This is a genomic window from Streptomyces sp. NPDC047081, from assembly GCF_040643775.1.
Taxonomy (GTDB): domain Bacteria; phylum Actinomycetota; class Actinomycetes; order Streptomycetales; family Streptomycetaceae; genus Streptomyces.
On record NZ_JBEYUY010000019.1, the window covers coordinates 70,876 to 97,186 of the forward strand.

At 71.3% G+C, this 26,311-nt stretch carries 25 protein-coding genes and 5 tRNA genes; 9 read left to right on the plus strand and 21 right to left on the minus strand.

What is annotated here, in order from left to right; all coding sequences use genetic code 11:
• The first annotated feature begins 62 nt into the window (after positions 1 to 62).
• The 5 genes from ABZ848_RS31220 (at position 63) to ABZ848_RS31240 (ending at position 516) form a co-directional block, all read left to right on the plus strand.
• Positions 63 to 135 (plus strand) — tRNA-Gly (locus ABZ848_RS31220).
• A 40-nt stretch (positions 136 to 175) separates the two neighbouring features.
• Positions 176 to 249: transfer RNA gene (locus ABZ848_RS31225), tRNA-Cys, on the plus strand.
• Between the two features lies 1 nt (position 250).
• Positions 251 to 322: transfer RNA gene (locus ABZ848_RS31230), tRNA-Val, on the plus strand.
• Between the two features lie 19 nt (positions 323 to 341).
• Positions 342 to 413, plus strand: a tRNA-Val gene (locus ABZ848_RS31235).
• 31 nt (positions 414 to 444) lie between these two features.
• Positions 445 to 516: transfer RNA gene (locus tag ABZ848_RS31240), tRNA-Val, on the plus strand.
• A 49-nt stretch (positions 517 to 565) separates the two neighbouring features.
• Here ABZ848_RS31240 and ABZ848_RS31245 read toward each other — a convergent pair.
• The 4 genes from ABZ848_RS31245 to ABZ848_RS31260 all read right to left on the minus strand — a co-directional run bounded on the left by ABZ848_RS31245 (position 566) and on the right by ABZ848_RS31260 (position 3,099).
• Positions 566 to 871, minus strand: coding sequence for a zf-TFIIB domain-containing protein (locus ABZ848_RS31245; RefSeq protein ID WP_360837295.1), 306 nt, complete (start codon positions 869 to 871; stop codon positions 566 to 568).
• An 80-nt stretch (positions 872 to 951) separates the two neighbouring features.
• Complete coding sequence (locus ABZ848_RS31250) at positions 952 to 2,172, minus strand: phosphotransferase (RefSeq protein WP_360837297.1); 1,221 nt, start codon at positions 2,170 to 2,172, stop codon at positions 952 to 954.
• Positions 2,173 to 2,432: 260 nt separating this feature from the next.
• Complete coding sequence (locus ABZ848_RS31255) at positions 2,433 to 2,627, minus strand: hypothetical protein (protein WP_360837299.1); 195 nt, start codon at positions 2,625 to 2,627, stop codon at positions 2,433 to 2,435.
• Between the two features lie 196 nt (positions 2,628 to 2,823).
• Positions 2,824 to 3,099 (minus strand): hypothetical protein, encoded by a 276-nt coding sequence (locus tag ABZ848_RS31260; RefSeq protein ID WP_360837301.1) that lies wholly within the window; start codon positions 3,097 to 3,099, stop codon positions 2,824 to 2,826.
• 196 nt (positions 3,100 to 3,295) lie between these two features.
• On the opposite strand from ABZ848_RS31260, the gene ABZ848_RS31265 reads away from it, so the two are divergent.
• The gene (locus ABZ848_RS31265; protein WP_360837478.1) at positions 3,296 to 4,759 is read left to right on the plus strand and encodes a protein kinase; all 1,464 of its coding nucleotides are present in this window, start codon (positions 3,296 to 3,298) and stop codon (positions 4,757 to 4,759) included.
• Positions 4,760 to 4,763: 4 nt separating this feature from the next.
• Here ABZ848_RS31265 and ABZ848_RS31270 read toward each other — a convergent pair whose 3' ends face one another.
• From ABZ848_RS31270 to ABZ848_RS31315, 10 genes are all read right to left on the minus strand, one after another.
• Positions 4,764 to 5,156, minus strand: coding sequence for an NUDIX domain-containing protein (locus ABZ848_RS31270; protein WP_360837303.1), 393 nt, complete (start codon positions 5,154 to 5,156; stop codon positions 4,764 to 4,766).
• Positions 5,157 to 5,160: 4 nt separating this feature from the next.
• A complete protein-coding gene (locus tag ABZ848_RS31275; protein WP_360837305.1) occupies positions 5,161 to 5,979 on the minus strand; it encodes an RNA methyltransferase in 819 nt (272 codons plus the stop codon).
• 113 nt (positions 5,980 to 6,092) lie between these two features.
• A complete protein-coding gene (gene cobA, locus ABZ848_RS31280; protein WP_360837307.1) occupies positions 6,093 to 7,322 on the minus strand; it encodes a uroporphyrinogen-III C-methyltransferase in 1,230 nt (409 codons plus the stop codon).
• Positions 7,323 to 7,479: 157 nt separating this feature from the next.
• A complete protein-coding gene (cobT, locus tag ABZ848_RS31285; protein WP_360837309.1) occupies positions 7,480 to 11,388 on the minus strand; it encodes a nicotinate-nucleotide--dimethylbenzimidazole phosphoribosyltransferase in 3,909 nt (1,302 codons plus the stop codon).
• Positions 11,389 to 11,779: 391 nt separating this feature from the next.
• Complete coding sequence (cbiE, locus tag ABZ848_RS31290) at positions 11,780 to 13,000, minus strand: precorrin-6y C5,15-methyltransferase (decarboxylating) subunit CbiE (protein WP_360837311.1); 1,221 nt, start codon at positions 12,998 to 13,000, stop codon at positions 11,780 to 11,782.
• Between the two features lie 101 nt (positions 13,001 to 13,101).
• On the minus strand, positions 13,102 to 13,740 hold the full coding sequence (locus ABZ848_RS31295; RefSeq protein ID WP_360837312.1) for a GNAT family N-acetyltransferase: 639 nt from the start codon (positions 13,738 to 13,740) through the stop codon (positions 13,102 to 13,104).
• Between the two features lie 142 nt (positions 13,741 to 13,882).
• Positions 13,883 to 14,719 carry a MetQ/NlpA family ABC transporter substrate-binding protein gene (locus ABZ848_RS31300; protein WP_360837314.1) on the minus strand — a complete coding sequence of 279 codons (837 nt, stop codon included), beginning with the start codon at positions 14,717 to 14,719 and terminating at the stop codon, positions 13,883 to 13,885.
• A 65-nt stretch (positions 14,720 to 14,784) separates the two neighbouring features.
• Positions 14,785 to 15,489: a methionine ABC transporter permease gene (locus ABZ848_RS31305; RefSeq protein WP_360837316.1), complete on the minus strand. Its 705-nt coding sequence runs from the start codon at positions 15,487 to 15,489 to the stop codon at positions 14,785 to 14,787.
• On the minus strand, positions 15,486 to 16,520 hold the full coding sequence (locus tag ABZ848_RS31310; protein ID WP_360837318.1) for an ATP-binding cassette domain-containing protein: 1,035 nt from the start codon (positions 16,518 to 16,520) through the stop codon (positions 15,486 to 15,488). The genes ABZ848_RS31305 and ABZ848_RS31310 overlap by 4 nt, the downstream gene beginning before the upstream one ends.
• Positions 16,521 to 16,872: 352 nt before the next feature.
• Positions 16,873 to 17,523, minus strand: a complete 651-nt coding sequence (locus ABZ848_RS31315; RefSeq protein ID WP_360837320.1) for an HAD-IA family hydrolase — start codon at positions 17,521 to 17,523, stop codon at positions 16,873 to 16,875.
• Positions 17,524 to 17,592: 69 nt separating this feature from the next.
• Here ABZ848_RS31315 and ABZ848_RS31320 point away from each other — a divergent pair, with 69 nt between their 5' ends.
• Both ABZ848_RS31320 and ABZ848_RS31325 read left to right on the plus strand, forming a co-directional pair.
• Complete coding sequence (locus ABZ848_RS31320) at positions 17,593 to 17,952, plus strand: hypothetical protein (protein WP_360837322.1); 360 nt, start codon at positions 17,593 to 17,595, stop codon at positions 17,950 to 17,952.
• A gap of 1 nt (position 17,953) precedes the next feature.
• Positions 17,954 to 18,370, plus strand: a complete 417-nt coding sequence (locus tag ABZ848_RS31325; protein ID WP_360837324.1) for a hypothetical protein — start codon at positions 17,954 to 17,956, stop codon at positions 18,368 to 18,370.
• Here the strand turns inward: ABZ848_RS31325 and ABZ848_RS31330 are convergent.
• The 3 genes from ABZ848_RS31330 to ABZ848_RS31340 all read right to left on the minus strand — a co-directional run bounded on the left by ABZ848_RS31330 (position 18,360) and on the right by ABZ848_RS31340 (position 20,651).
• On the minus strand, positions 18,360 to 18,857 hold the full coding sequence (locus ABZ848_RS31330; RefSeq protein WP_360837326.1) for a GNAT family N-acetyltransferase: 498 nt from the start codon (positions 18,855 to 18,857) through the stop codon (positions 18,360 to 18,362). The two genes, ABZ848_RS31325 and ABZ848_RS31330, sit on opposite strands and share 11 nt — an antisense overlap.
• Positions 18,858 to 18,903: 46 nt before the next feature.
• Entirely contained in the window at positions 18,904 to 19,410 is a 507-nt protein-coding gene (locus ABZ848_RS31335; RefSeq protein WP_360837327.1) for a sigma-70 family RNA polymerase sigma factor, read from the minus strand.
• A 74-nt stretch (positions 19,411 to 19,484) separates the two neighbouring features.
• The gene (locus ABZ848_RS31340) at positions 19,485 to 20,651 is read right to left on the minus strand and encodes a glycerophosphodiester phosphodiesterase (RefSeq protein WP_360837329.1); all 1,167 of its coding nucleotides are present in this window, start codon (positions 20,649 to 20,651) and stop codon (positions 19,485 to 19,487) included.
• A 333-nt stretch (positions 20,652 to 20,984) separates the two neighbouring features.
• Here ABZ848_RS31340 and ABZ848_RS31345 point away from each other — a divergent pair, with 333 nt between their 5' ends.
• Positions 20,985 to 21,656, plus strand: coding sequence for a lysophospholipid acyltransferase family protein (locus ABZ848_RS31345; protein ID WP_242770889.1), 672 nt, complete (start codon positions 20,985 to 20,987; stop codon positions 21,654 to 21,656).
• 5 nt (positions 21,657 to 21,661) lie between these two features.
• On the opposite strand, the gene ABZ848_RS31350 is transcribed toward ABZ848_RS31345, so the two are convergent.
• The 4 genes from ABZ848_RS31350 to argH all read right to left on the minus strand — a co-directional run bounded on the left by ABZ848_RS31350 (position 21,662) and on the right by argH (position 26,273).
• Positions 21,662 to 23,173, minus strand: coding sequence for an MFS transporter (locus tag ABZ848_RS31350; RefSeq protein WP_360837331.1), 1,512 nt, complete (start codon positions 23,171 to 23,173; stop codon positions 21,662 to 21,664).
• Positions 23,170 to 23,721 carry a helix-turn-helix domain-containing protein gene (locus tag ABZ848_RS31355; RefSeq protein WP_360837333.1) on the minus strand — a complete coding sequence of 184 codons (552 nt, stop codon included), beginning with the start codon at positions 23,719 to 23,721 and terminating at the stop codon, positions 23,170 to 23,172. Before ABZ848_RS31355 ends, ABZ848_RS31350 begins: the two co-directional genes overlap by 4 nt.
• 81 nt (positions 23,722 to 23,802) lie before the next feature.
• Positions 23,803 to 24,774 (minus strand): aldo/keto reductase, encoded by a 972-nt coding sequence (locus ABZ848_RS31360; protein WP_360837335.1) that lies wholly within the window; start codon positions 24,772 to 24,774, stop codon positions 23,803 to 23,805.
• Between the two features lie 71 nt (positions 24,775 to 24,845).
• Positions 24,846 to 26,273: an argininosuccinate lyase gene (gene argH, locus ABZ848_RS31365; protein WP_360837337.1), complete on the minus strand. Its 1,428-nt coding sequence runs from the start codon at positions 26,271 to 26,273 to the stop codon at positions 24,846 to 24,848.
• Positions 26,274 to 26,311: the final 38 nt, after the last annotated feature.

Genomic DNA, 26,311 nt, shown 5'->3' on the forward strand with positions numbered 1-26,311 from the left:
GGCCCCGGAATCCGCTAGAGTTCAACACGTCGCCGGGACGCGCAAGCGGATCGGAAGGACAGGCGAACGTAGCTCAGTTGGTAGAGCGCAACCTTGCCAAGGTTGAGGTCGCGAGTTCGAACCTCGTCGTTCGCTCGGAAGAGCAAGGGGGATCATCCCGAACCCCCTCACTCCTGGTGGAGTGGCCGAGAGGCGAGGCAACGGCCTGCAAAGCCGTCTACACGGGTTCAAATCCCGTCTCCACCTCCAAGGACGATTAGCTCAGCGGGAGAGCGCTTCCCTGACACGGAAGAGGTCACTGGTTCAATCCCAGTATCGTCCACTGGATCCCTGGATCCTCCGCGCGATTAGCTCAGCGGGAGAGCGCTTCCCTGACACGGAAGAGGTCACTGGTTCAATCCCAGTATCGCGCACGCAGCACACACGATCTTGATCGTGGTTCCCGCGCGATTAGCTCAGCGGGAGAGCGCTTCCCTGACACGGAAGAGGTCACTGGTTCAATCCCAGTATCGCGCACATACCGAAGCCCCCGGCCCTGCGGCCGGGGGCTTCCTCGTGGTTCCGGTCAGCTGGAGAACAGCATGTGGCCGAAGCTCTTGTGGCGGTGGTGACCGCCGTGGTGGCCGCCGTAGTGACCACCACCGTGTCCGCCGCCGTGCGGGGCGCCCCAGGCGGGCGCGGGCGGGGCCGGGTAGGCCTGCGGGGCGCCCGGGGGCGGCGGCGCGGGCTGCTGCCACTGGGACTCCAGGCGGGTCAGCGCCTCCAGCTCGCCGTAGTCGAGAAAGATCCCGCGGCAGCCGCTGCACTGCTCGATCTGGACACCGTTGCGGTTGTACGTGTGCATCGGCGCGTGACACTTCGGACACTGCATCGTCGGCTCAACTCCTAGCCCGTCGGTCCTGCTTCGCGTTTCGCCAGGACAGACTCTGTCCGGCTGCGGTCGGTTGCACCCTACTTCGGGAAATCCGGCGCCAACTCCGGTGGGAGGGAACTCATTCGGGCACATGCGTCGATCATGGACATCTCGATCTCGTCCAGGTCCCGGTTCTCCGCCGTGGCCTTGGTGATCGCGCGGGCGGCGGTCTGCACCGTGAGGGCGCGGGCCGGGACGTCCAGGGCGGGCCAGGGGTCGCCGTCGGCGGGGACGGCCGGGCCGCCGGCGGCCCGGTAGGCGGTGAGGAAGCGGGTCCACTCGTCGGGCGGGAGGAGTCCGCAGGCGTACCAGGCGGCGGGGCGGGCGAGGTCCCAGGCGGGGACGCCGGTACCGAGGTCGTCGACGTCGATGAGAAGCCAGGGGCCGTCCGGTGCGGGATGCCGGACAAGCTGGCCGAGGTGGAGGTCGCCGTGGCAGAGGGTGCCGCTGTCCGGCATGGGCGCCTCGGCCCGGGCCCACGCGGGGAGGGTGCGCCAGGCGTGGAGGACGGGTTGTGCGGCGGGGTGGGTGGCGGCGGTCGTCGTGAGCCGGGCGATGGCTTGGGCCGCCTTGGCGGGGCCGCGCATGGGGGGTAGGGAGTGCGCGGTGGCGGGTGGGGTCGGGGCGGGGCTGAGGAGGGTGGGCTTGCGGGGCGTCGGCGGGAGGGCCGCGGAGGCGGTGTCAGGTGCGGGATTGGGGGAGGAGAGCGCGGGGCTTACGGATGCAACGGTCGTGGAGGCGGGATCAGGTGCGGGGCCGGGGAAGGAGAGGGCGCGGCCTACGGACTCGACAGGCGTCAGGGCGGAGGCACTGGTGGGGGCCGAGCTGAGGAGTGAGGGCACGCACGGCGCAGGCGGGGTGGGCATGGGCGTGGGCGTGGACACGGGGCTTCGGTGGAGGTGGGCCAGGAGGGTGCCGGCGGCCTCCCATGGAGCGGCGTCCGGGTCGTCCGGGTCCACCGGGGTGCCGTAGGGCCAGAAGGTCACCAGGCGGCCGTGCAGTTCCACCGGGGCCGGGGTGAGCGGGGCCAGGAGGATGCCGGGGAGGCGGGTGGCCGTGCTAAGGCGGAGGGTGAGGTCGGCCAGGGGGGTGCCGGGGGCGTGGGCCTTGGCGACCGTGTCCGCGTGGCGGACGACCGTGGCGTCGGGACGGTCGGCGAGGACGGCCGCGCCACAGGGGCAGGAGGCGGGGGCGGGGCGTGCGTGGGCCTTGGCCTTGGCTCGGGCGGTGAGCTCGGAGAGCAAGGGGGTGGCGGTCACGGGGCTCCCTGGAGTGCGGTGGCTGCTCCGCAGGGTACGGCGGGGACTGCCGGCGCGGTCCACGGGTTCTCCGGCAGAGGCGGCTCCGGTGCGGCGCCGTACCGTTTTCGGGCAGAGCAATGCCGGTTTCGGGCAAAGCAATGCCGGCGCAGCTCCCCAGCTGCGCCGGCATTTTTGCCGTCCGCCGCACCCCCGTCCCCACGGGGTTTCATGGGTGGATGTCCCCGCCCGGACCGCTCTTCCGGGCCTGGGGTCGCCGCTCAGCGCCCCAGCATCACGCCCACGGACGACGCCTGTGTGGCCACTGTCTCCCAGCCGTCGAAGACGAAGAAGAGCAGGGCCGCCAGGGGGAGGACCATGAGCGTCGCCACCAGGGGGTGGCGGCGGCCCGTGCGGCGGCGGAGCTCTGTGCGCTCGCTTGTGCGGATCATCGTCCGCGGTGCCGTTAGGGCCATGGTCCCTCTCCTGACCGTTCAGTTGTCGTTGGCAGCGGCGGGTGTCTGACCTCGGGGGACGAGTGCTGCACCCGCCGCTTGACCTCAAATCTAGGCGTCCGGCGCTCGTCGCACGTCATGCCCTCGTACCGATTGCCGGGCCTCCCGGAGGATGAGCCATCAGGTGGGGAGTACTCCCCTGGGTGGAGACGTGGACCTAGGTCTCAGGGTCTTCCCCGAGGGGACGCCCGGAGTGTCCCGCCTTTTCTGAGCTGTCCTCCCGCGGCACCGGCTGCTCGACCAGCGCCAGCACCCGGGTGGCCATGAAACGGGCGGTACGGACCACGGAGCCGCTCCGGGTGACTTCGCTCACTTCCACGACACCTCGTCGTACCGCCGTCTCCACCCTGCGTCCCGCCCTGCTCGCCACCACCTCATAGGTGCGGGTCGTGTCGCCCGCGTCCACGACTATCTCCACGCGATCACCCTTCACGTGTTCAATCCCCCTTCTGTGACGGGTGGTTGGGAGCCGGGCGAGGGCTAAGTGCGCCTGTCCGCGCGCTCCCTGACCGTCCTTCAAGTCTCCCACCCGGCACTGACAATCCATCTGGACGAGAGGGCGCGGCCTCTGCGCGCGGGCGGCCGGGTAAACGTAAGCTGTGCCACGTCACACGGACCGGGCAGCGGGGATGAACATGGCGATGATGCGCCTGAGGCGCGAGGACCCGCGCGTCGTCGGCTCGTTCAGGCTTCACAGACGGCTCGGCGCGGGCGGGATGGGCGTTGTCTACCTGGGCTCCGACAAGAAGGGGCAGCGGGTAGCGCTGAAGGTCATCCGGCCCGATCTGGCGGAGGATCAGGAGTTCCGGTCGCGGTTCGCGCGCGAGGTCTCGGCCGCGCGGCGGATCAGGGGCGGGTGCACGGCCCGGCTGGTCGCGGCGGATCTCGACGCGGACCGTCCGTGGTTCGCCACGCAGTACGTGCCCGGGCCCTCCCTGCACGACAAGGTCGCCGACGAGGGGCCGCTCAGCGCGGCCGACGTCGCGGCCGTGGGGGCCGCGCTGTCCGAGGGGCTCGTCGCCGTGCACGAGGCCGGGGTCGTGCACCGGGATCTCAAGCCGTCCAACATCCTGCTGTCCCCCAAGGGGCCGCGGATCATCGACTTCGGCATCGCCTGGGCCACCGGGGCCTCCACACTCACGCACGTCGGTACGGCCGTCGGCTCCCCCGGCTTCCTCGCGCCGGAGCAGGTGCGCGGCGCCGCGGTCACGCCGGCGACGGACGTGTTCTCGCTCGGTGCGACCCTGGCGTACGCGTCCATGGCCGACTCGCCCTTCGGGCACGGCAGTTCCGAGGTGATGCTGTACCGGGTCGTGCACGAGGAGCCTCAGCTGCACGGCGTACCGGACGCGCTCGCTCCGCTGGTGCGCGCCTGTCTGGCGAAGGATCCGACGGAGCGGCCCAGCACGCTCCAACTGTCGCTGCGGCTCAAGGAGATCGCCGCGCGCGAGGCGAACGGGCCGGCCGATGTGCGCCCGCCCGGGCCGCGCGTGAACGAGGCCGACCGGCCCACCGGCCGGCTCGCCGACACCTACCCGGAACCGCAGCGCGAGCAGCAGCGCCGGCCACAGGGCACCCCGCCACCGCGCGGAGCGTCCCCGTCGTCGTCCCGCGGGCCCGCTCCGGTGCGCGGTGGCGGGGTTCCGTCGCGGGGCGGCAGCACGGGGAGTGCGTCGCGCGGTGGTACGGCGGCCGGAGGTCCCGCGTCCCGTGGGGGTACGGGGTCATCGGTTCCGCGGAGCAGCGGCGCATCGGCGTCGCGTTCCGGGGCGCGGCCCACGCCCACGTCACGGAACGGCGCCCGCCCGGCCGGCGGCAACCGGCCCGGACCTCGCAGCGGTACGGGTCGTCCGGCTCCCCGGGCCACGGGCACGGGCCGACGCCCCGCCAATCCCCGGCTCCTCCGTCAACGCCTGTTCGTGTTCGTGGTCGTGACGCTGCTGGTGGCCCTCGGCATCGCCGCGGCCCAGGGCTGCCAGGGACCGTCACGGGGTCTCGGCGGCGACCGGGTTGTCGTACGGAATGAGCAGCAGCATGTACGACCGAGTCCGGCGTCGCAGGTGCCGGAAGGGAAACCGACCGCGGGTCAGTAGGGCGTCACAGGCCCGGCAGGATGTCCTCGAAGAACTCTCGGTCGCCCTCGAAGAGTGGGGTCAAGGCGAGGAATTCCTCCGGGGTCACCCAGCGGGTCTCCGCCACCTCGACCGGGTCGGGGACGATGTCGCCGTGGGCCGCGTCCGCCGTCCACCAGTGGAGGCGGAAGCGGCCGTCGTCCGTTTCCGATTCCCAGACCTTGGCGCCCGGGGAGACGGAGAGGCCGACCTCCTCCTGAACCTCTCTGACCAGCGCCTCCTGCTGGGTCTCCCCCGGTTCCAGCTTGCCGCTGAGCGGTTGCCAGTAGCCGGGGCGGGAAACGGACGGGCCGCGCCGGATGGCCAGGACCCGGCCGTCCCGGCGCAGTACCGCGACGATCGCCTCGCGCCGGACCAAGGCGCTACCCCTGCGGGCGGCCCGTGGCCACCGCGTAGAAGGCGACCGCGGCCGCCGCGCCGACGTTGAGGGAGTCGACGCCGTGGGACATCGGGATGCGTACCCACTCGTCGGCGGCGACCAGCGCCTGCGTGGACAGGCCGTCGCCCTCCGCGCCGAGCATCAGCGCCACGCGGTCCATCCTGTGCGGGGCGGCCTCGTCGAGGGACCGGGCCTTCTCGTCGGGGGTGAGGGCGAGAAGGGTGAAGCCGGCCTCGCGGACCGACTCCAGGCTTTTCGGCCAGGTGTCGAGACGGGCGTACGGGACCGAGAAGACCGCGCCCATCGACACCTTGACGCTACGGCGGTACAGCGGGTCCGCGCAGTCGGGCGACAGCAGTACCGCGTCCATGCCGAGGGCCGCCGCCGAGCGGAAGATCGCGCCGATGTTGGTGTGGTCGTTGACCGACTCCATGACGACGACCCGGCGGGTGGTCTGGAGCAGGTCGGCGGCCGTGGGCAGGGGCTTGCGCTGCATGGAGGCGAGCGCGCCGCGGTGCACGTGGTAGCCGGTGACCCGCTCGGCGAGCTCCGGGCTGACCGCGTACACCGGGGCCGGGAGCTCGTCGATCACGTCGCGCATGACGTCGACCCACTTTGCGGACAGCAGCATGGAGCGCATCTCGTAGCCCGCGTCCTTGGCCCGTCTGATGACCTTCTCGCCCTCGGCGATGAACAGGCCCTCGGCCGGCTCTCGCTTGCGGCGCAGTTCGACATCGGTCAGGCCCGTGTAGTCGCGCAGGCGGGGGTCGTCGGGATCCTCGACGGTGATGAGATCGGCCACAGGGTGATACTGCCTTGTCCTGGGTGTGGTGCCAACGGCTCGGAACGGGTTGGGTTACCCGCGGTTACGCGGACGCGCTCGGTCCGACGGCCGGGAGAGGCCCGGTCCGCCGATCAGGACGGCCGCGGTCCGACCGTCACCACCTCGCCGATGACGATGACCGACGGGGCCTTGACCTCCTCCGCGACGACCGTCTCGGCGATCGTGGCGAGCGTCGCGTCGACCCGGCGCTGGGCGGCCGTGGTGCCCTCCTGGATCACGGCGACCGGGGTGTCGGGGGACTTGCCGTGCGCGACGAGGGTCTCGGCGACCTTCCCGATCGTGCCGACGCCCATGAGGATCACCAGCGTGCCGGTCAGCTTGGCGAGCGAGGGCCAGTCGACCAGGGAGCGCGCGTCGTCGGGCGCGATGTGCCCGCTGACCACGGTGAACTCGTGCGCGACGCCCCGGTGCGTGACCGGGATGCCGGCCGCGCCCGGCACCGAGATCGAGCTGGAGATGCCGGGGACCACGGTGCACGGGATGCCGGCCTCGGCGAGCGCGTTGACCTCCTCCATCCCGCGGCCGTAGACGAAGGGGTCGCCGCCCTTCAGCCGTACGACCGACTTGCCCTGCTTTGCATGCTCGATCAGGGCGTTGTTGATGGCCTCCTGGGCCATGAAGCGTCCGTACGGCAGCTTGGCCGCGTCGATCACCTCGACGCTGGAGGGGAGTTCGGCGAGCAGGTCACGGGGGCCCAGGTGGTCGGTGATGACCACGTCGGCCTCGGCGAGCAGGCGCCGGCCGCGGACGGTGATGAGGTCCGGGTCGCCGGGGCCGCCGCCGACCAGCGCGACGCCGGGCGTGCGGGTGCGGTGGTGCGGGGCGACGAGGGTGCCGTCGCGCAGGCCCTCGACGACCGCGTCCCGGATGGCGGCGGTGTGGCGCGGGTCGCGGCCGCGGGCGTCGGTGGTGAGGACGGCGACCGTGACGCCCTCGCTGTGCCCGGTGGCCGGGGTCCACGCGGTGGCGGCGTCGGCGTCGTCGGAGCGCACGCACCACACGCGGTTGCGCTCGGCCTCGGCGGAGGCGGCGGCGTTCGCCTCGGCGTCACTGGTCGCGATCAGGGCGTACCAGGCGTCCGCCAGGTCACCGTCGGCGTACCGGCGCCGCTCCCAGCCGATCTCCCCCGCGTCCGCCATCGCCTCGACGGAGGGGGTCACCTCGGGAGACACCAGGAGGATGTCCGCGCCGGCCGCGATCAGCGCCGGGAGGCGGCGCTGGGCGACCTGGCCGCCGCCGAGGATGACGACCCGGCGGCCGGTGAGGCGGAGGCCTACGGGGTAGGCGGGGTGTTCGGCCATGAGGTGCGGCTCCTCGTCCTGGCAATGCGATGGGTGCTACGGCGCTGGAGCAGCCCTGACGTGCGGATATTTAGGGTGGCTTCGGATTTGAAGATGGCTTCAGCGTACGGCCGGGGTGGGGTGCACGCAGGAGCGCGTACCCCACCCCGGCCCGGGGTCACTTCTCGGTGACGCCCGCCGAGTCGAAGGTCGCGACCTCGTGCATGGCGCGGGCCGTGCTCTGCACCAGCGGCAGGGCGAGCAGCGCGCCCGTGCCCTCGCCGAGCCGGAGGTCGAGGTCGACCAGCGGGCGCAGGCCGAGCTTGTTGAGCGCGGCCACATGGCCGGGCTCGGCGCTGCGGTGGCCCGCGATGCAGGCCGCGAGGACCTCGGGGGCGATCGCGCGGGCCACCAGCGCGGCGGCACCGGCGCTGACGCCGTCCAGGATCACCGGCGTACGCAGCGAGGCACCGCCCAGCAGCAGACCCACGATCGCCGCGTGCTCGAAGCCGCCGATCGCGGCGAGTACGCCGATGGGGTCGGCCGGGTCGGGCTGGTGCAGCTCGATGGCGCGGCGGACGACCTCGGTCTTGCGGGCGAGGGTCTCGTCGTTGATGCCGGTGCCGCGGCCGGTGACCTCGGCCGGGTCGGTGTCCGTGAAGACGGAGATCAGGGCGGCCGAAGCGGTGGTGTTGGCGATGCCCATCTCACCGGTCAGCAGCGCCTTGTTGCCGGCCGCGACCAGGTCACGGGCGGTCTCGATGCCGACCTCGATGGCCTGCTTGGCCTCCTCGCGGGTCATGGCGGGCCCGGTGGTCATGTCGGAGGTACCGGCACGGACCTTGCGGGGCAGCAGCCCGGGGGTGGCCGGCAGCTCGGCGGCCACCCCGACGTCCACGACACACACCTCGGCGCCGACCTGCCCGGCGAAGGCGTTGCAGACCGCGCCGCCGCCGAGGAAGTTGGCGACCATCTGGGCGGTGACCTCCTGCGGCCAGGGGGTGACGCCCTGGGCGTGCACGCCGTGGTCACCGGCGAAGATCGCGACGGCCGCGGGCTCCGGGATCGGCGGCGGGCACTGGCGCGAGAGCCCGGACAGCTGCGCGGAGATGATCTCCAGCATGCCGAGCGCGCCGGCCGGCTTGGTCATCCGCTTCTGCCGCTCCCAGGCCTCGCCGAGCGCCTTGGCGTCGAGCGGGCGGATCTGGGCGACGGTCTCGGCGAGCAGGTCGTGCGGGTCCTCGCCGGGCAGGGCGCGACGGCCGTACGTCTCCTCGTGCACGACCCACGACAGCGGGCGCCGCTTGGACCAGCCGGCCTGCATCAGCTCGGGCTCGTCCGGGAACTCGTCGACGTACCCCACGCACAGGTACGCGATGACCTCGAGGTGCTCCGGCAGCCCCAGCGCCCGCACCATCTCGCGCTCGTCGAAGAAGCTGACCCAGCCGACGCCGAGGCCTTCGGCGCGGGCGGCGAGCCAGAGGTTCTCGACGGCGAGGGCGGCGGAGTAGGGGGCCATCTGCGGCTGGGTGTGCCGGCCGAGCGTGTGCCGGCCGCCGCGGGTGGGGTCGGCGGTGACGACGATGTTGACCGGGGTGTCGAGGATGGCCTCGATCTTCAGTTCCTTGAACTGCTTCGCCCGGCCCTTGGGCAGCGACTTCGCGTACGCCTCCCGCTGCCGCATGGCCAGTTCGTGCATGCCGCGCCGGGTGTCGGCGGAGCGGATCACGACGAAGTCCCAGGGCTGGGAGTGGCCGACGGAGGGGGCGGTGTGGGCCGCCTCCAGCACGCGCAGCAGCACCTCGTGCGGGATCGGATCACTGCGGAAGCCGTTGCGGATGTCACGGCGCTCCCGCATGACCTTCATGACGGCCTCGCGCTCGGCGTCGTCGTAGGGGGGCGCGGCCGGGCCGGTGGACTGACGTACTTCTTCCACTGCGGCCGTGCTCTCTTCCTGATCGGCGGCCCTGGTGTCCAGGTCCTCCGCGTGCTGTACGAGTTCGGTGTCGGCGTCCCGGGGAGCGGGGACGGTTGCGACGGCCTCCGCCGGGGGCTCCTCCTCCGGGGGGAGGGTGAGGGGGTGCGGCGGGGTCGGCGCGAGGTGGGGGGTGGTGGGGACGGTGCCGTCCACGGGGACGAACTGGCCGAGGGGGGCGGGGGGTTCGGGGTGCGTGGGGACTGGCACTGGGGCGAGGGCTGCGGGGTCAGTGCCGGCTTCGGCTTCGGCGAGGATCTCGGCAGGAGCTTCGGTGGGGGTTTCCACGGGAGTGTCGCCGGGGGCTCCCGCGGGCGTCTCGTCGAGGGGTTCGACGGAGAGCCCGGGCAGCGGTTCGGCGGGGAGGCCGGAGAGAGGTTGGGCAGGGAGCTCGGCAAGCGGTTCGACCGAGGGCCCGGAGGGGGCGTCGGTGGGGGCTGCCGCGGGCGTTCCGGAAGCGACCTCGGTGAGGGCTTCGGCCGGGGTCGCATCGGGGTGCTCGGGGGCGTCGGCGGCTTGCGGCGCGAGTTCTGGCTGGTCCGGGGCGGGGGTTACGGCAGCTTCCGGCAAGAGTCCCGGCTGGTCGCCGGTGGGGGTGACCGCACCCTGCGGCGCGAGCTCCGGCTGATCACCGGTGGGGATTACGGCAGCTTCCGGCGCAAGCAGCGACTCGTCGGCGGTGGGGGTGAGCGCGGACTCCGGTGCGGGACCCGGCTGGTCAGCGGTGGGAGTCACGGCGGTGTCGGGGGCGTGTCCGGCGGCCAGGGGCTGGGAGGCCTCGGGCAGGGGGGCGGCCGAAGTGGGGTCGGCCGAGGGGTGGGGTGCGTCCAGGACCGGCGTCTCGGCGGGGGCACTGGGCACGTCGACGGCGGCGTTCACCGGTGTGTTCAGGTGCGCGGCGGCAGGTTGTGCGTCAGCATCAGGCTCTGCAGCGGGGGGCTGAGAGGCTTCCGCAGCCGGCGGGAAGGGGGTTGCTTCGGCAGGTACGACGGTGTCGGCAGCCGGAGTTGCAGTGGCGGCGGCGAGGTGCGCGGCGGCGTCGGCCTGTGGCGCCTCGGGGGTCTCGACGGCGGGCGACGCGACCGGCTCCGGAGCCTGGAGGGCGTCCGGGGACGGCACCTCAGAGAGCTGGCCCGGCTGAGCTGCCACGGCAGCGTCGGAGAGTTGGGAATGGTCGGCTACGACGGCATCGGGACCCGGACCACTCCCGGCCGGCCCGTGCCCAGGCTCGACCGCCTCAAGGACCGTACCGTCCGCAGGTACGACAGCCTCGGCCACCTGCGCGCTCTCCGGCGCGGCGGCCTCGACGGCTGGCGTCGGCACACCGTACGCACCCTCACCGCTCTGCCCGCCATGACCACCGTGAGAGAAGTCGGCGCCCTGCCCAGCGTGCCCACCGACCGCGAGGTCTCCGGCATGCCCGGCATACGCGAAGTCACCGTTCTGCCCTTCACCCCCCGACTCCGCAGCCTCCGCCTCCGCCGCGATGCGCGTCATGACCGCCTGGGCCGCGCCCACCGGCTCGGCGTTCTGGTCCTGCGGCGGGACAACCGTTTCCGCAGCCGGGGCCTCCGGGGCGACCGGGGGCTGGGTGGGCCAAGGGGTCGCGGACTGGGGGTGCTGGTCGTGCAGCGCCGGTGTGTCGAGGTACTCCGGGCCGATCGTCGGCGGGCCGGCGTGGCGGACCGGCGCGCCCGCCGGGCCGCGGTCGGCCAGCGAGCGGACCGGGCTCGCCGAGGCGTCGGGGATGGGCGGGCCGAGGTGGAGCGGGCGCCGCGGGGTGACCGGGGCCGCCGCCGCGGCCTGGGCCGGTGCCGGGATCGGCGTCGGGTTCGGGAGGCGGACGCCGCCGAGGTCGACCGAGCCGCTGTCGCGGCCCGCCGTCTCGTGCGGGCCGGGCTCGTGCACGGCCTCGACGACCGGCTCGGGCGCGGGCGGCGCGACCTCGTTGCCCCAGGGGCTCTGCGCGCCCGGCAGCAGCAACAGGTCTTCGTCCTCGGCGGTGGTCTCGGAGAGGTAGGTGTACGCACCGTGCGCGGTCACGCCCGGCTGTTCCACCATGCCTGCGCTCTCCGGCAGTCCCTCGCCCGGGACCTGGCCGGTGTCCGTCATGCGTACCCCTCGCCCATCGGTTAGTGCTTCTGCGACCAGCTCACCGGAAACGGCGCACTGACCGCCCCCGTAGTGAAGAACGAGCGTGCGTGCCCAGCGGCACGAACGACCCGCCCCTAAAAGGCGACAAAGCCATTCAGTGGCATTCTCGCGGCCGTTCGACCGTCACGACAGCTTGATCCGCGACGGCCCGCTGTGGACTGCGCCACGTTGCGCGTCCTCCGGTTCTGCCGTACCACACCCACCCCAAAAGGGGCGCGTTTTCCGGACATTGGCGAACGAAGTGCCGGGCCACCCGGTGCGGTGCAACGATCGGCCAGCCTACCGCGAGCGGTACGACTACCGGATCACCGGGACGGCAGAAAACAGGATCACTGGGACGGCGGCGGGGTCACTGCGCGCGCTCCGGGAGCACGGCGCTGAGCAGGAACGCGACGCTCCGCTCCGTCTCCGTCCAGGCCCTGGTGTCGAGTTCGACGGACTGGATGAGGGCGCACTCGACGCGGTAGCCGTGCTCGGTGAGGTCGCGGCCGACGAGTTCGGCCGCGTCGCGGGTCGAGGCGTGGGCGACGATGCGCTGCGGGCGGCGGTCGGCGACCGCGGAGACCACGGCCGCTCCCCCGCCGCCGACGCGCACGACGTCGGGTTCGGGGAGGTTCTCCAGGACGTGCGGGGCGGTGCCCTGGACGATCTGCAACTGGACCCCGAAGCGCCGGGCGGCGGCGTCCGTGCGGGCGCAGGAGTCCAGCGTGCGGTCGACGGCGATGACGGCGGCGCCGGCGCGCGCGGCCTCCACGGCGAAGGCACCGCTGCCGCAGCCGATGTCCCACACGAGGTCTCCGACGCGCGGTCCCAGCCGGGCGAGTTGGGCGGCGCGGAGCAGATCCGTCTCGCCCTCGCCGAGCGGACCGTCGTACACCTCGTCGGGCTGTGTCCAGCCGCGGGGGCCGGCGCTCGGGTCGCGGCCGGCGAGCCAGCCGCCGCTCTCGCCGGCGACGCCGGGTGCGACGGGGCCGCCGATGACGATGACGACGTTCGGGTCGCGCCAGGTGTGGTCGGCGGCCTTGTCGGAGGTGACGACGGTGACCTGCTCGCGTTCGGTGCCGAGTTCCTCGCAGATGACGAAGGTGCGGTGGACGCCCTCCATCAGCAGGCCGAGTTCGGCGGGGCCGGCGCCGGGTGAGGTGAGGACGGCGACCTTGGTGTGGGCGCGGCACACATTCACCGCGCGTCGCAGGGTGCGCCGGTGTGCGACGACCACCTGTGCGTCGTCCCAGGGCATGCCTGCCCGGGCGAAGGCGGCGGCGACGGAGGAGACGGCGGGGACGACCTCGACCTCCAGGCCGAACTCGGGTGCGCGCAGGGTCCGTACGACTCCGAAGAACCCGGGATCGCCGTCCGCGAGCACCACCGCGGTGCCGCGGTGGCCGGCGATCCGGCGGGCGGCGAGGGCGACGCTGCCGAGGCGGATGCGCTCGGCGGCCGGGGGCACCTCGGGGAGCGCCAGGTGGTGGGCGGCACCGGCCACCAGCGTGGCGGCGCCCAGGGCGGAGCGTGCCGCGGCGGTCAGCGGCGAGCCGTCCCAGCCGATCACCGTGACACGGTCGGCCATCGTCGTCGGTCTCCAGGGGGTTTGCGCAGGTAGGGCTGTGAGGGTACCTGGTGTCGGGTGCCGTGGATCGGGCGGTGCCCTCCCTCTCGTGCCCCCAGGGTTCAGTTCCAGTCGGTGTAGGAGGTGAAACCACCGGTGTCGGCGAGCTGCTCGCCCGCGCCGTCGAGGTCCTCGGGCAGCAGGCTCCACACGATGTAGTCGGTGCGCACGTCGCTCCAGGTGCCGTCGTCGGCCCGGACGCGCGCTATGCAGGCGCCGCGCAGCACGCCCTCGCTGATACAGCCGATCTTCTGCGCGACCTGCTGGGAGGCGGTGTTGTCGGCGGCCGTGCGCAGCTCGATGCGCTCGAACTTCTGGTCGGTGAAGAGCCATTGGGCGGTGGCGAGCGCGGCCTCGGAGGCGTAGCCCTCGCCGCGTGCCCAGGGCGCGATGATGTACGACATCTCGGTGGAGCGCACCCGCCAGTTGGTCTTGGCGAGCTGGACGACGCCGACCAGGCGCTGGGTGAGGAACTCGGTGACGGCGAAGTCGAGTCCGCGGCCGGCCTCCCGCTCGGCGGGCGCGTACTCGGTGATCCAGCCGCGGGCCTGTTCCTCGGAGTAGGGCTGCGGCACGGCAGTCCAGGCCCCGACCTGTTCGTCGTTCATCATCTCGGCCAGCGCGGGCACGTCGTCCTCATCGAGGGGACGCAGCACCAACCGCTCCGTGCTGATGGAGATGTTGGGGAAGGTGCCAGCCATGCGCTGCTCCGTAACCTTTGGAAAATGTTCAGGGCCTGCTGAACTGCCCAGCATGCAGCATGACGGTCCGGAACCGCACCACGGGGTCCACTCCGGGTGAGCGAGTGGACCCCGTGCGTGGCGATACGCCGTATACGTGAGGTTAGAACGAAGGGATGACCGAGCCCTGGTACTTGTCCTCGATGAACTTCTTGACCTCGGGCGAGGTCAGGAGCTTCGCGAGCTTCTTGACCCGCGGGTCCTTCTCGTTGCCCTCCTTGACCGCGAGGAAGTTGCCGTACGGGCTGTTCTTCGCGGACTCCAGGACGAGGGCGTCCTTGGCGGGCTTGATGCCGGCGGAGATGGCGTAGTTGCCGTTGACGACGGCGGCGTCCACGTCGTCCAGGGACCGTGCGGTCTGGGCCGCCTCGACCTCCTTGAACTTGAGGTTCTTCGGGTTCTTGGTGATGTCCTGCGGGGTCGCCTCGCTGCCCGCGCCGTCCTTGAGGGTGATGAGCCCGTTCGCGGCGAGCAGCTTCAGGGCACGCGCCTCGTTCACGGCGTCGTTCGGGACGGCGATGGTCGCACCGCTCTTCAGGGCGTCGGCCTTCTTGACCTTGTGGGAGTAGAGGCCGAGCGGCTCCAGGTGCACCGTGACGACGGGCACGATGTGGGTGCCGCGCTTCTTGTTGAAGTCGTCGAGGTACGGCTGGTTCTGGAAGTAGTTGGCGTCCACCGAGCCGTCCTCGGTCGCGGTGTTCGGGACGATGTAGTCCTGGAACTCCTTGACCTCCAGGTCGAGTCCGGCCTTCTTCGCCAGGTTCTTCTTGACGAAGTCCAGGATCTCGGCGTGCGGGGTCGGGCTCGCGGCGACGACGAGCGGACCGCTGTAGTCCGAGGAGCTGGAGGAGGATTCGGAACCCGAACCGCAGGCGGTCAGCCCGAAGGTGAGGGCTCCGGCCGCGAGGACAGCAATGGTGAGCTTTGCGGTGTTACGCACGAAAAGTGCCTTTCCTTTTGGGTGCAGCGACCCCGCGATCGGTGGTGCGGGGAGTCTGAGAGGGGCTACTTGGCTTTCAGCAGCCGTAGCTTCGGCGCCGGTCCGGAGCGTCCGCCGCGGCCGTGCAGCGAGCGGGCCGCGAAGTCGCCGGCGAACTGGATGAGCGAGATGACCACGGCGAGGATCGCCACGGTGATCCACATCAGTTCGGTCTCGAAGCGCTGGTAGCCGTAGCGGATGGCGATGTCGCCGAGGCCGCCCGCGCCGACCGTGCCGGCCATGGCGGAGTAGCCGATGAGGGCGACGATCGTGGTGGTGGTGCCGGCGATCAGGGACGGCAGCGATTCCGGCACGAGGACCTTGCGCACGATCGTCCAGGTGTTGCCGCCCATCGACTGCACAGCCTCGACGAGCCCGCCGTCCACTTCGCGGACAGCCGTCTCGACCAGGCGCGCGAAGAAGGGGATCGCGCCGATCGCGAGCGGCACGATCGCGGCCTCGCGGCCGATGGTCGTCCCGGTGATCCAGCGCGTGAAGGTCATCAGCGCGACCATCAGGATGATGAAGGGCATCGACCGGGCGACGTTCACGACCTGCCCGATGACCTTGTTGGCGACGACGTTCTGCAGCAGTCCGCCCCGGTCGGTCAGGACGAGCAGGATGCCGAGCGGGAGTCCGCCGACGACGGCGATAAGTGTGGACCAGCCGACCATGTAGAGGGTGTCCCAACACGCCTGGGACAGCAGCGGCGACATCTCCGACCAGCTCACTTGGCGCCCTCCACGAGCAGTACGGGCTCCTGGCCCACGACGTCGATCTGCAGGCCCTGTTCGCGCAGGAAGCCGATCGGCACCACGTTGTCCTCGTAGCGGCCGGGCAGTTCGATGCGCATCCGGCCGACCTGGAGGCCGCCGACGGTGTCGATGGCGGCGCCGAGGATCGAGATGTCGATGTTGTAGGTGCGCGAGAGCTGGGAGATGACCGGCTGGGTGGCGGCCTCGCCGTGGAAGGTGACGTCGACGACGGTGCGGTCGTCGCCGGTGGCCTCGCCGGCGACCGGGAAGAGGGCGGAGGCCAGCTCCGAGCCGGGGGTGGCGAGCAGTTCGCTCACCGTCCCGGACTCCACGATCCGTCCGTTCTCCATCAGGGCGGCGGAGTCGCAGATCGACTTCACGACGTCCATCTCGTGGGTGATGAGCAGGACGGTGAGGCCCAGCTGCCGGTTCAGGTCGCGCAGCAGTTGGAGGATCGAGCGGGTGGTCTCCGGGTCGAGGGCGCTGGTCGCCTCGTCGGACAACAGCACCTTGGGGTCGCCGGCCAGCGCTCGGGCGATGCCGACCCGCTGCTTCTGCCCGCCCGAGAGCTGGGCCGGGTAGGCCTTGGCCTTCTCGGCGAGCCCGACGAGGTCGAGCAGCTCCAGAGCCTTCCGGGACCGCTCCTTGCCCGACTTCCCGAGGATCTCCAGCGGCAGCTCGACGTTGTCCTGGACGGTCCGCGAGGAGAGCAGGTTGAAGTGCTGGAAGACCATGCCGATACGGCTGCGCGCCTGCCGCAGCTCCTTGCCGGCCCGGGGTCCGCGCCCGGCGAGGGCGGTGAGGTCCTGCCCGGCGACGGTGACCGTCCCGGACGTCGGGCGCTCCAGCAGATTGACGCAGCGGATGAGCGAGGACTTGCCGGCGCCGGACTGGCCGATGACGCCGTACACCTCGCCTTCGCGGACGTGCAGGTCGACGCCGTCGAGGGCGGTGACCGCACGGCCGCGCGAGCGGTAGACCTTGGTCAGGCCCGTGGTGGTGATCACTGGGGTTTCCATCACTGTCGAGTACGAGGGCGTGGGTGTGCCCCGGTACGGGAGGGAATGCGTGCGCGGGCAACTCTTCACGTACGGCGTTCGGCGTACGGACATGCCACAAGGGCTCGCTTCGGGGCTCCCCCACTCTCGGCTTCGCTCGAGCGGGGGCACCCCCATGGCTCAGGAGGTGGTGCGGGGGCCCTCTAGAAGGCGCACATTCGACACATACAACGAGCACCGGGCGTCAGGGTCGCCTCGGTCGCAAAGCTGCGGCTGCTCGTCGTAGTCATGCGATCAGTAAAACAGAAGTACGGTCCTGACAAAGCGCCGCTGTCCGCATGCGGACAGCGGCGGACGGGTTTCAGCCGCGGACGGAGATCTCCACTCCCCCGTCGGTGACCAGTGCGGACAGGGCCGAGAGGTCCTTCACCACGAGGTCGGCGTCGAGCTCGTGGGCCTGGTGGGTTGTGGTCAACGCCACGGTGGTCATTCCGGCGGCGCGGCCGGCCGCGAGCCCCGCGGGGGCGTCCTCGAAGACGACGCAGTGGGCCGGGTCGACGCCGAGCTGGCGGGCGGCGAGGAGGTAGGGCTCGGGGTCGGGCTTGCCGCGGGTGATCTCGTCGGCAGTGATCATCGTCTTGGGCAGGATGCCGACGGCGTCGAGGCGAGCCTCGGCGAGGCGCCGGGTGGCGGAGGTGACGACGGCCCAGCGGTCGGCGGGCAGCGAGTCGAGGAAGTCCTTGGTGCCGGGCAGCAGGTGAACGCCCCCGTTGGGCACGTCCTCCACCTCCAGCAGCTCGATCCGCGCCACGGCCTCGGCGACGACCTCGGCGGGCAGCAGGTCGGCGGCTATCTCCGCGGCCGGCCGCCCGTGCAGCTCGACCCGCCCGAACTGCTCGGCGGTGATCCCGTACTCCCCCGCCCACCGGGTCCAGCACCGGTCCACGGAGGCGAGGGAGGACACGAGGGTGCCGTCGTTGTCGAAGAGAAGGGCTTGCGCGTGGATCGTCATGGTCTAGACCCTACGGTGTACGACGGGGTCGGCGGCGTCGGCCCTTTTCGGCCGTAATAAGGTCACGGCATGCTCACTGCCCTGACGCTGGCGACCGGTGTCGCCGCGCTGCTGCTCGCCGCCTGGTGCGGCTGGGCCGCCTACCGGGACCAGCCGACGAAGGACTGGCACTTCATCGGAATGGCCGTGGTGTCGCTGCTGGCCGTGGTGCAGCTGGTGATCGGGATCGTGCAGCTGGCCCGGGGCGAGAAGCCGGAGCAGGGAACGACGATCTTCGTGGCGTATCTGATCGGCGCCTTCGCGTGCATTCCGGCGGCGGGCTTCATGTCGCTCGCCGAGCGGACCCGGTGGGGCTCGGTCACGGTGGCCGCCGGCGGTGTGGTCCTGGCCGTCCTCGAAGTGCGGCTCTACGACATCTGGGGAGGGTGAGTTGACCACCGTGGAAGAGAAGCCGAAGCGGCTCATCAGCGGGCCGGGCATGCTGCTCGTCTGGTTCTACGGCGTGATGGTCGTCGGCGCGGTGTCGCGCTCCGTGTACCAGATCGCGACCGAGTTCGACCGCGCGCCGCTCGCCTACTCGCTGTCGGCGGTCGCCGGTGTCGTCTACGGCTTCATCACGTACTCGCTGGTCCGCGGCGGCGAGACCGCCCGCAAGGCGGCACAGGTGTGCTGCGCCGCCGAACTCGCGGGTGTGCTGATCGTCGGCACCTGGACCCTGGTCGACAAGTCGGCCTTCCCGGACGCGACGGTCTGGTCGGACTACGGCATGGGGTACGTGTTCATCCCCGTACTGCTGCCGCTGTCCGCGCTGTACTGGCTGCGGAAGAACCGCACGGTCACGCAGTAGTGACGTACGCCTCGGCCGGCTTCTCCAGCACGATCATGGGGACGCCGTCGTCGCCCTGGGAAGTACCTACGGTCTCGTAGCCCACGCGGCGGTACAGCCGCAGGTTGCCCTCGCTGCGGTGGCCGGTGTGCAGGCGGAAGCGCTTGGCGCCGCGCTCCTCGGCCAGCGCCGACTCGGCCGCCCGCAGCAGGCGCGCGCCGATGCCGTGGCCCTGCAGGCGGGGGTGGACGCAGAGCTTGCCGATGGAGGCCGAGCCGTCCTCGGTGACCCGGCCGCGCACCGAGCCGACCACTTCTTCGCCGAGCCGTGCCACGAAGACGCAGTCCGCGGCCACCTCCTGACGGACCGAGTCCAGACTCTGGACGAGCGGGTCGATGCGGTAGTTGCCGTACAGCGCCGCCTCGCTCTGGAAGCACAGGTACTGCAGCCTGAAGATCTGCTCTGCATCCTGCTCGGTCGCCACCGAGATGGTCACGCTCATGCCCATGTGCGCACGCCTCCCGCTCACCTGATCGCCATTTCGTCCCTCACTCCTATCCCCGCACTTCGCGGGCCGCAACCTCCGGTGTGAGCAAACGACGGAGACATCCCAGGCATCTGGAACGTTCCGGGCCGAGACTTCCCTGTGAGATACCCAACTCCCCCGCGATTTCCCGGTATGTCAGGTCTTTCGGTGAGAGCAGGGCCTCCATCAGCCGGGGGCAGCGGCCGGGCAGCCGGCGCACCGCGTCCCGCAGAGCCCGGCGGCGGGCGGCCGCGAGGGCCAGGTGCTCGGGGCCGCGCTCGGTGTCGTCCACCGGCTCAGTGTCGTACGGCCGTTCGAGGCGGTGGGTACGGCGGGTGCGGCGGGCCTCGGAGCGGACGGCCCGGCGCAGCCAGTCCGGCGGGTCGAGGGGCGGGCCGTCCGTGTCCAGGCGCTCCAGGAGGCGCAGCCAGACCGCCTGTTCCAGGTCGCCGGGCTCGGTACCGGAGGCATGAGCCTCCGCGGAGGCCTCGGCGGTGAGCAGGGGGCGCAGGGTGGCCACGAGGTCGTACGTCATATGCGGCACGACGCGGCCGCCCGGGCGGCGGGTTGCCCGGGCGGCCGACTCTCACCCCAACCGGGGCTTTTCGCTCAGCCGTTGACGAAGTCCTCGCGGGCGAGGACACCGGTGTCGGCGTTGTCGGTGAAGACGCCGTCGATGCCGGTCGCGAAGTACCGCTTGAAGGCGCCGAAGGGGTCGCCGTACGCGTCGGCGTCGGTGCCCTTGCGGTACTCCAGCGGCAGGAAGGGGTTCTCGTTGCGCATGGTGTACGGGTGCAGGATCAGGCCGACCTTGTGGGCGTCGGAGACGAGGGTGGTCTCCTTGTCGAGGCTGCCGTCCGCCTTCTTCGTGATGATCAGGTCGAGCGTCGGGCCGAGGCCCTGCGCGTAGCCGGCGATCTCCCTGAGCCCCTTGGGGGTGATCAGGTCGGCGACGGTGCGCGTGTCTCCGGCCTCGACGAAGTCCCACGGGCGGGTGTTGGCCGCGGACAGCAGCACGACCAGCGGGTTGTCGACGAGGGTGTTGAGGCGCTGGATGCTGCTGGGCTCGAAGGACTGCAGGATGACCGGCGAGTTCCGCTTGTCCTTGCCGTACTTGTGCAGCAGCTTGGCGACCCGCTCCTCCAGGCCGAGGCCCAGCTTGCGGAAGTAGGTGGGGTGCTTGGTCTCGGGGTAGATCCAGACCTGCCTGCCGCGCTTGCGGGTCTGCTCGTCCTGCCACTTGAGGACTTCCTCGAAGGTGGGGATCTCCCAGCGGCCGTTGTAGATGGTGTTGTGCGGGCGGTTGGCCGGGATGCGCTCGATGGCGCGCAGCGTCTTCAGCTCGGCGAGCGTGAAGTCCTCGGTGAACCAGCCGGTGGTGGAGACGCCGTCGAGGACCTTGGTGGTCTTGCGTCCGGCGAATTCGGGGTGGTCGGCGACGTTCGTCGTGCCGCCGATCTCCGGCTCGTGCCGGCACACCAGATGGCCGTCCTTGGTGGGGACCAGGTCGCCGGCCTCGACGATGTCGGCGCCCAGGTCGAGGGCGAGGTTGTAGGAGCCGAAGGTGTGCTCCGGCCGGTAACCGCTGGCACCGCGGTGACCGATGATCGTCGGCTTCGGCAGGCTCTTGAGCCCGCCGAAGCCGTACTGCGTGGCGCCGGCGGCTCTCGCCGTACCGGACAGGCCCAGGACGGCTCCGCCCGCGCTGAGCACCGCCGCCCCGAGGAGCGCCCGCCGCCCGGTGGTGCCTGTCTGCCCGTTCTCCTGCGTTCCCATGAGCGCCTCCCCTGACGTCGGCTTCTGGATGCGGGCCGATCGTAGGTGCGTGTACATGACGCGAGGGAGACCTCGGCCGGAACACGCGGGTGACGCCCGATGTCGTATGAGGAAGGGTGTCTGACGAGGTGTCCGCTCACCCTTTCGGCGTACGCGAGCTGTGTCACATCGTTGCGCCCCGGTTACCCGGGGTCCACGGCACGTCACCCCAGGTAAACCCGCGTCAACAGTGCGTAAGACCTGGGTGAACCCGATGTGCGAGACCCCGGAGACCGGGAGTATCGTCCTCACCTGCACAGACTCATACCAAAACCCTTGACACCGGAGGGCCCGTTGTCCCGCTTCGCGCTCATCAAGGCAGTGCTCGGACCGATCATGCGCCTGATGTTCCGCCCACAGGTGGAGGGCGTGGAGCACATCCCGGCGGAAGGGCCGGTCATCCTGGCCGGCAACCACCTCACGTTCATCGACTCGATGATCCTGCCGCTGGTCTGCGACCGTCAGGTCCTCTTCATCGGCAAGGACGAGTACGTCACCGGCAAGGGCCTCAAGGGCCGCCTGATGGCGTGGTTCTTCACCGGCGTCGGCATGATCCCGGTGGACCGGGACGGGGCGAACGGCGGGGTGGCCGCGCTCATGACCGGGCGCCGCGTGCTGGAGGAGGGCAAGGTCTTCGGGATCTACCCCGAGGGCACGCGGTCACCCGACGGGCGGTTGTACCGCGGCCGCACCGGCATCGCGCGGCTCACGATGATGACCGGGGCGCCGGTGGTGCCGTTCGCGATGATCGGCACGGACAAGTTGCAGCCGGGGGGTGCGGGGATGCCCCGTCCCGGGCGGGTCACGGTCCGGTTCGGCGAGGCGATGGAGTTCTCGCGGTACGACGGGATGGACCGGGATCGGTATGTGCTGCGGGCGGTGACTGACTCTGTGATGGCTGAGGTCATGCGGCTTTCGGGGCAGGAGTACGTGGACATGTATGCGACGAAGGCGAAGGCCGCGTAGTCGCTCTACAGCCGTTCGTTTCGGAGCATGAACCATGCTGCGATAGCCGTCGCCAGCAGGACGATTGCGCCCACGCCCGCTGCGATCGACAGGCCGTCGACGAAGGCCTCTCGGGCAGACGTCAGTAGAGCCTGCGCCGCGTCCGTCGGCATTCCCGCCGCCGCCTCCACCGCGCCGCCCAGTGACTCGTGCGCCCCGACCGGTGTGCCCGCCGGAGCCGGGAAGCCCCGGTAGACGCCCGTCACGATCGAGCCCAGGATCGCGATGCCCAGGGCCGCGCCCAGTTCGTAGGCCGTTTCCGAGACCGCCGATGCCGCTCCCGCCTGTTCCTTCGGGACCGACGACAGGATCACGTCCGACGTCACCGTGAAGGAGAAGCCGGCGCCGATGCCCACGAAGAGCAGGGCGGTGCCCAGGAGCGGGTAGCCCGTCGACTCGTCGATCACCGTGAGCGCGGCCAGGGCGAGGCCGATCGCCGCCAGGCCGCCCGAGACCACCGCGCGGACCGAGAAGCGGCGCGCCGCCCGGCCCGCGATCAGTCCGGCGACCACCGCGCCCACCGCCGCCGGGATCTCCGCCAGGCCCGCCTCGAACGGGCGCCTGCCCTGGACCAGTTGCAGGTACTGGGAGAGGAAGAAGACCAGGCCCGACAGGCCGAGGATCGTCAGCAGGTCGGCCAGGACCGCGCCGCTGAAGCCGCGGTGGCGGAACAGGCGCATGTCCAGGAGCGGGGTGGGGAGCGTCAGTTGGCGGCGGACGAACCAGTACAGGGCCGTCAGGCCGAGTACCGCCGCGGCCATCGCGTCCCACGAGAAGCCGTGCGTCGCCGCCTGCTTGACCGCATACACCACCGCGATCATGCCGATGAGCGACAGCGCCACGCTCAGTAGGTCCCACGGACCGGGATTCGGGTTCCTCGACTCCGGGAGGAGCTTGATGCCTACCGCCACCAGGACCGCCATCACCGGCAGGTTGATGAGGAAGACCGAGCCCCACCAGAAGTGTTCGAGGAGGAAGCCGCCCGCGATCGGGCCGATCGCCGTGCCTGCCGAGGCCGTCGCTCCCCAGATGCCCACCGCGAGGCTGCGTTCGCGCGGGTCGTGGAAGAGGTTGCGGATCAGGGCCAGGGTCGCCGGCATGAGCGTCGCGCCCGCAACGCCGAGCAGGGCCCGGGCCAGGATCATCAACTCCGGTGTCGTGGCGTAGGCGTTGAGGATCGAGATCGCGCCGAAGGCAGTAGCGCCTACCAGGAGGATCCGCTTGCGGCCTATGCGGTCGCCGAGGCTGCCCATCGAGACCAGGAGGCCGGCGATCACGAAGGAGTAGACGTCGCCTATCCAGAGGAGCTGGGTGCCGGAGGGCTTGAGGTCCTCGCTGATGTACGGGGTCGCCAGGCCGAGGACGGTCGCGTCGACGGCCACCAGCAGCACGGCGAGCACGAGGACGGACAGCGCCAGCCAACGGCCGGGACGCTTCACCGCCTCGGTCGTGGTCGCCGGCTGCAGGGCGCTGGTCATGATTCCTCTCTCCGTAGTGCGCCACCGAGCAACAGCTCGGTGATCATGAAGGTGAAGTCCTTGGCTGCCACCCGGCCCTCCAGCACCGCCCAGGCGCCCGAGGCCAGCAGGCCGTAGAGCGCCTCGGTGAGCCAGGCCGGGGTCAGGTCGATGCGGAACTCGCCGCTCTCCTGTCCGCGCCGGAACAGCGCGGAGATACGCTCGTCGATCCGGGTCCAGCCCGCGTTCTGCTGCTCGCCCTCGAAGAGCTGGTTCTCGGTGTAGAGGAAGGCCAGCAGGGCGGCCGACGGCTCGAACGCCCGGACCAGGCGCCGTACGGCGTCCGCCGCCGGGCCCTCGTCCGCGCGGGCCGTGTCCAGTGCCGACTCGCACTCGGCGATGCCGAGCGACTCCAGCGCGCGCACCAGCGCGTCGCGGCCCGCGAAGTGGCGGTGCAGCGTGGCGCGGCTGATGCCGGCCGCCTTGGCGACCTCGTCCATCGTCGCGGTGGACTTGCGGGTCAGCAGCGCCGCGGCGGCGCGCAGTACGTGGTCACGGTCGACAGCCATGAGACGAGCATAGCCCATGTGAGACATTCATGTCTCATTATGGGCGTCCTCGTCTCATGGTTCAGCGGGGCATGTCGGCTCTCAGTGCCAGGGCAGGCTGCTGCGCCTGGCCCAGTACTCCTGCGGTTCCTCGACCAGTTCGGCGAGGCGGGTCAGCTGGTCCTCGTCGAGGTCGACCACCGCCGCGTGCAGGTTGGAGGCCAGCTGGGTGACCGTCGCCGCGCCCGAGAGGACCACCCCGGCCCATGGCTGGCGCAGAATCAGGGCCAGGGCCACGGCGTCGCAGCCCAGGGACGTTTCCGCGGCCACGGCCTTCAGGGCTTCCGGCGCGTACGGGTCGGCGAGGCGGCCGTTGGCCATGCCCTCCTTGACGATCACCGTGAGGCCGGCGTCCTGTGCCTCGGCGAGGGCGGGGGCGGCCGAGGTCTCCAGGACGTTGTACGTCGACTGGACGGTACGGAAGAGGGGCTCGCCGTCGACCGTCACGGCGAGGGCGGCGCGGGTGGCGTCCGCCTGGGCGGGGCCGCTGGTGGAGAAGCCGATGGTGGTGCCCTGCGCGGCGGCCTCCGCGAGCTTGGCGTGGAGTTCCTTGTCGGTGAGGGCGGGGCTGTCCGGGGTCACCGAGTGGATCTGGTAGAGGTCGAGGCGATCGCCGAGCAGGGCGGCGGTCTCGGCGCGCTGACGCTCGTACGTGCCGAGGCTGTGGTCCTTGACCTCGTGCTTCTCCGCGTCCGTCGTCCAGCCGGCGGTGTAGGTGTAGCCCCACTTGCTGCCCACCACGATGTCGTCGATGTCGGGGCGGGCGCTGAGCCAGTCGGCGAGGAACTCCTCGGAGCGGCCGTAGGAGCGGGCCACGTCGAAGTAGCGGACGCCCTGGAAGTAGGCGGCGTCGAGGAGTTCGTGGGTACGGGCGCGCAGCGCGTCGACACTGCGGCCCTCGGGGAGGTCCTCGTCGCGGCCGAGGTTGATGTAGCCGGGTCGCCCGACCGCGGCGAGGCCCAGGCCGATGTGGCAGGTGGGGGTCGTCGCTGAGGCGAGACGGGCGAAGGGCATCGCGGGCTCCGTTCGGTCGGTACGGCTCATGACCAACGTAACCGCGATGCCCTTCCGGCATGCGTGCCGGTTTACTTCTTGGCGTTCGCCCACTCGTGCTGGGCCGCCACGTCCGTCTTCACCTCGGCGAGCTGGATCGCGACCGCGCTGGGGGCCGTACCGCCGCGGCCGTTGCGGGAGGCGAGGGCGCCCGGCACGTTCAGCACCGTGCGGACCTCGGGGGTGAGGTGGGCGGAGATCTTCGCGAACTGGTCGTCGGTCAGCTCGTCGAGCTCCTTGCCCTCGGCCTCGGCCGCCTTCACGCACTCGCCGGCGACCTCGTGGGCCACGCGGAACGGGACGCCCTGCTTGACCAGCCACTCGGCGATGTCGGTGGCGAGGGAGAAGCCGGCCGGAGCCAGTTCCTCCATGCGCTCGCGGTGCACCGTGAGCGTGGCCATCATGCCGGTGAAGGCCGGGAGCAGGACCTCCAGCTGGTCGATGGAGTCGAAGACCGGCTCCTTGTCCTCCTGGAGGTCGCGGTTGTACGCGAGCGGGAGGGCCTTGAGCGTGGCCATCAGGCCGGTCAGGTTGCCGATCAGGCGACCGGACTTGCCGCGCGCCAGTTCCGCGATGTCGGGGTTCTTCTTCTGCGGCATGATCGACGAGCCCGTGGAGAAGGCGTCATGCAGGGTCACGAAGGAGAACTCCTTCGTGTTCCAGATGATGACCTCCTCGGCGATCCGGGAGAGGTTCACGCCGATCATCGCGGTGATGAAGGCGAACTCGGCGACGAAGTCGCGGGAGGCCGTGCCGTCGATGGAGTTCGCGGAGCTGCCGTGCTCGAAGCCGAGGTCGGCCGCCACCGCCTCCGGGTCCAGGCCGAGGGAGGAACCGGCGAGGGCGCCGGCGCCGTACGGGGAGACCGCCGTGCGCTCGTCCCACTGGCGCAGCCGCTCCGCGTCCCGGGACAGGGACTGGACGTGGGCCAGGACGTGGTGGGCGAACAGGACCGGCTGGGCGTGCTGGAGGTGGGTGCGGCCGGGCATCGCCACGTCCGGGTGGGCCTCCGCCAGGCCGATCAGGGCGTCCTGGAGGTCGGCGATCAGGCCGCCGACCGTGCGGGCGTGGTCCCGCAGGTACATGCGGAAGAGGGTCGCCACCTGGTCGTTGCGGGAGCGGCCGGCGCGGAGCTTGCCGCCGAGGTCGGGGCCGAGGCGCTCCAGCAGGCCGCGCTCCAGGGCGGTGTGCACGTCCTCGTCGGCGATCGTGCCCACGAACGAGCCGTCGGCGACGTCGGCCTCCAGCTGGTCGAGCCCGGCGATCATCCGCTGGAGCTCGTCCTCGGTGAGCAGGCCCGCCTTGTGCAGCACGCGCGCGTGGGCGCGCGAACCGGCGATGTCGTAGGGCGCCAGTCGCCAGTCGAAGTGGACGGACGCGGACAGCTTCGCCAGGGCCTCGGCGGGACCGTCGGCGAAACGGCCGCCCCAGAGCCGTACGTCACCGCTGTTGCTGCTCACTTGCGTTGCTCCTAGGGAGGGTGGGTCGGTGTCGGGCC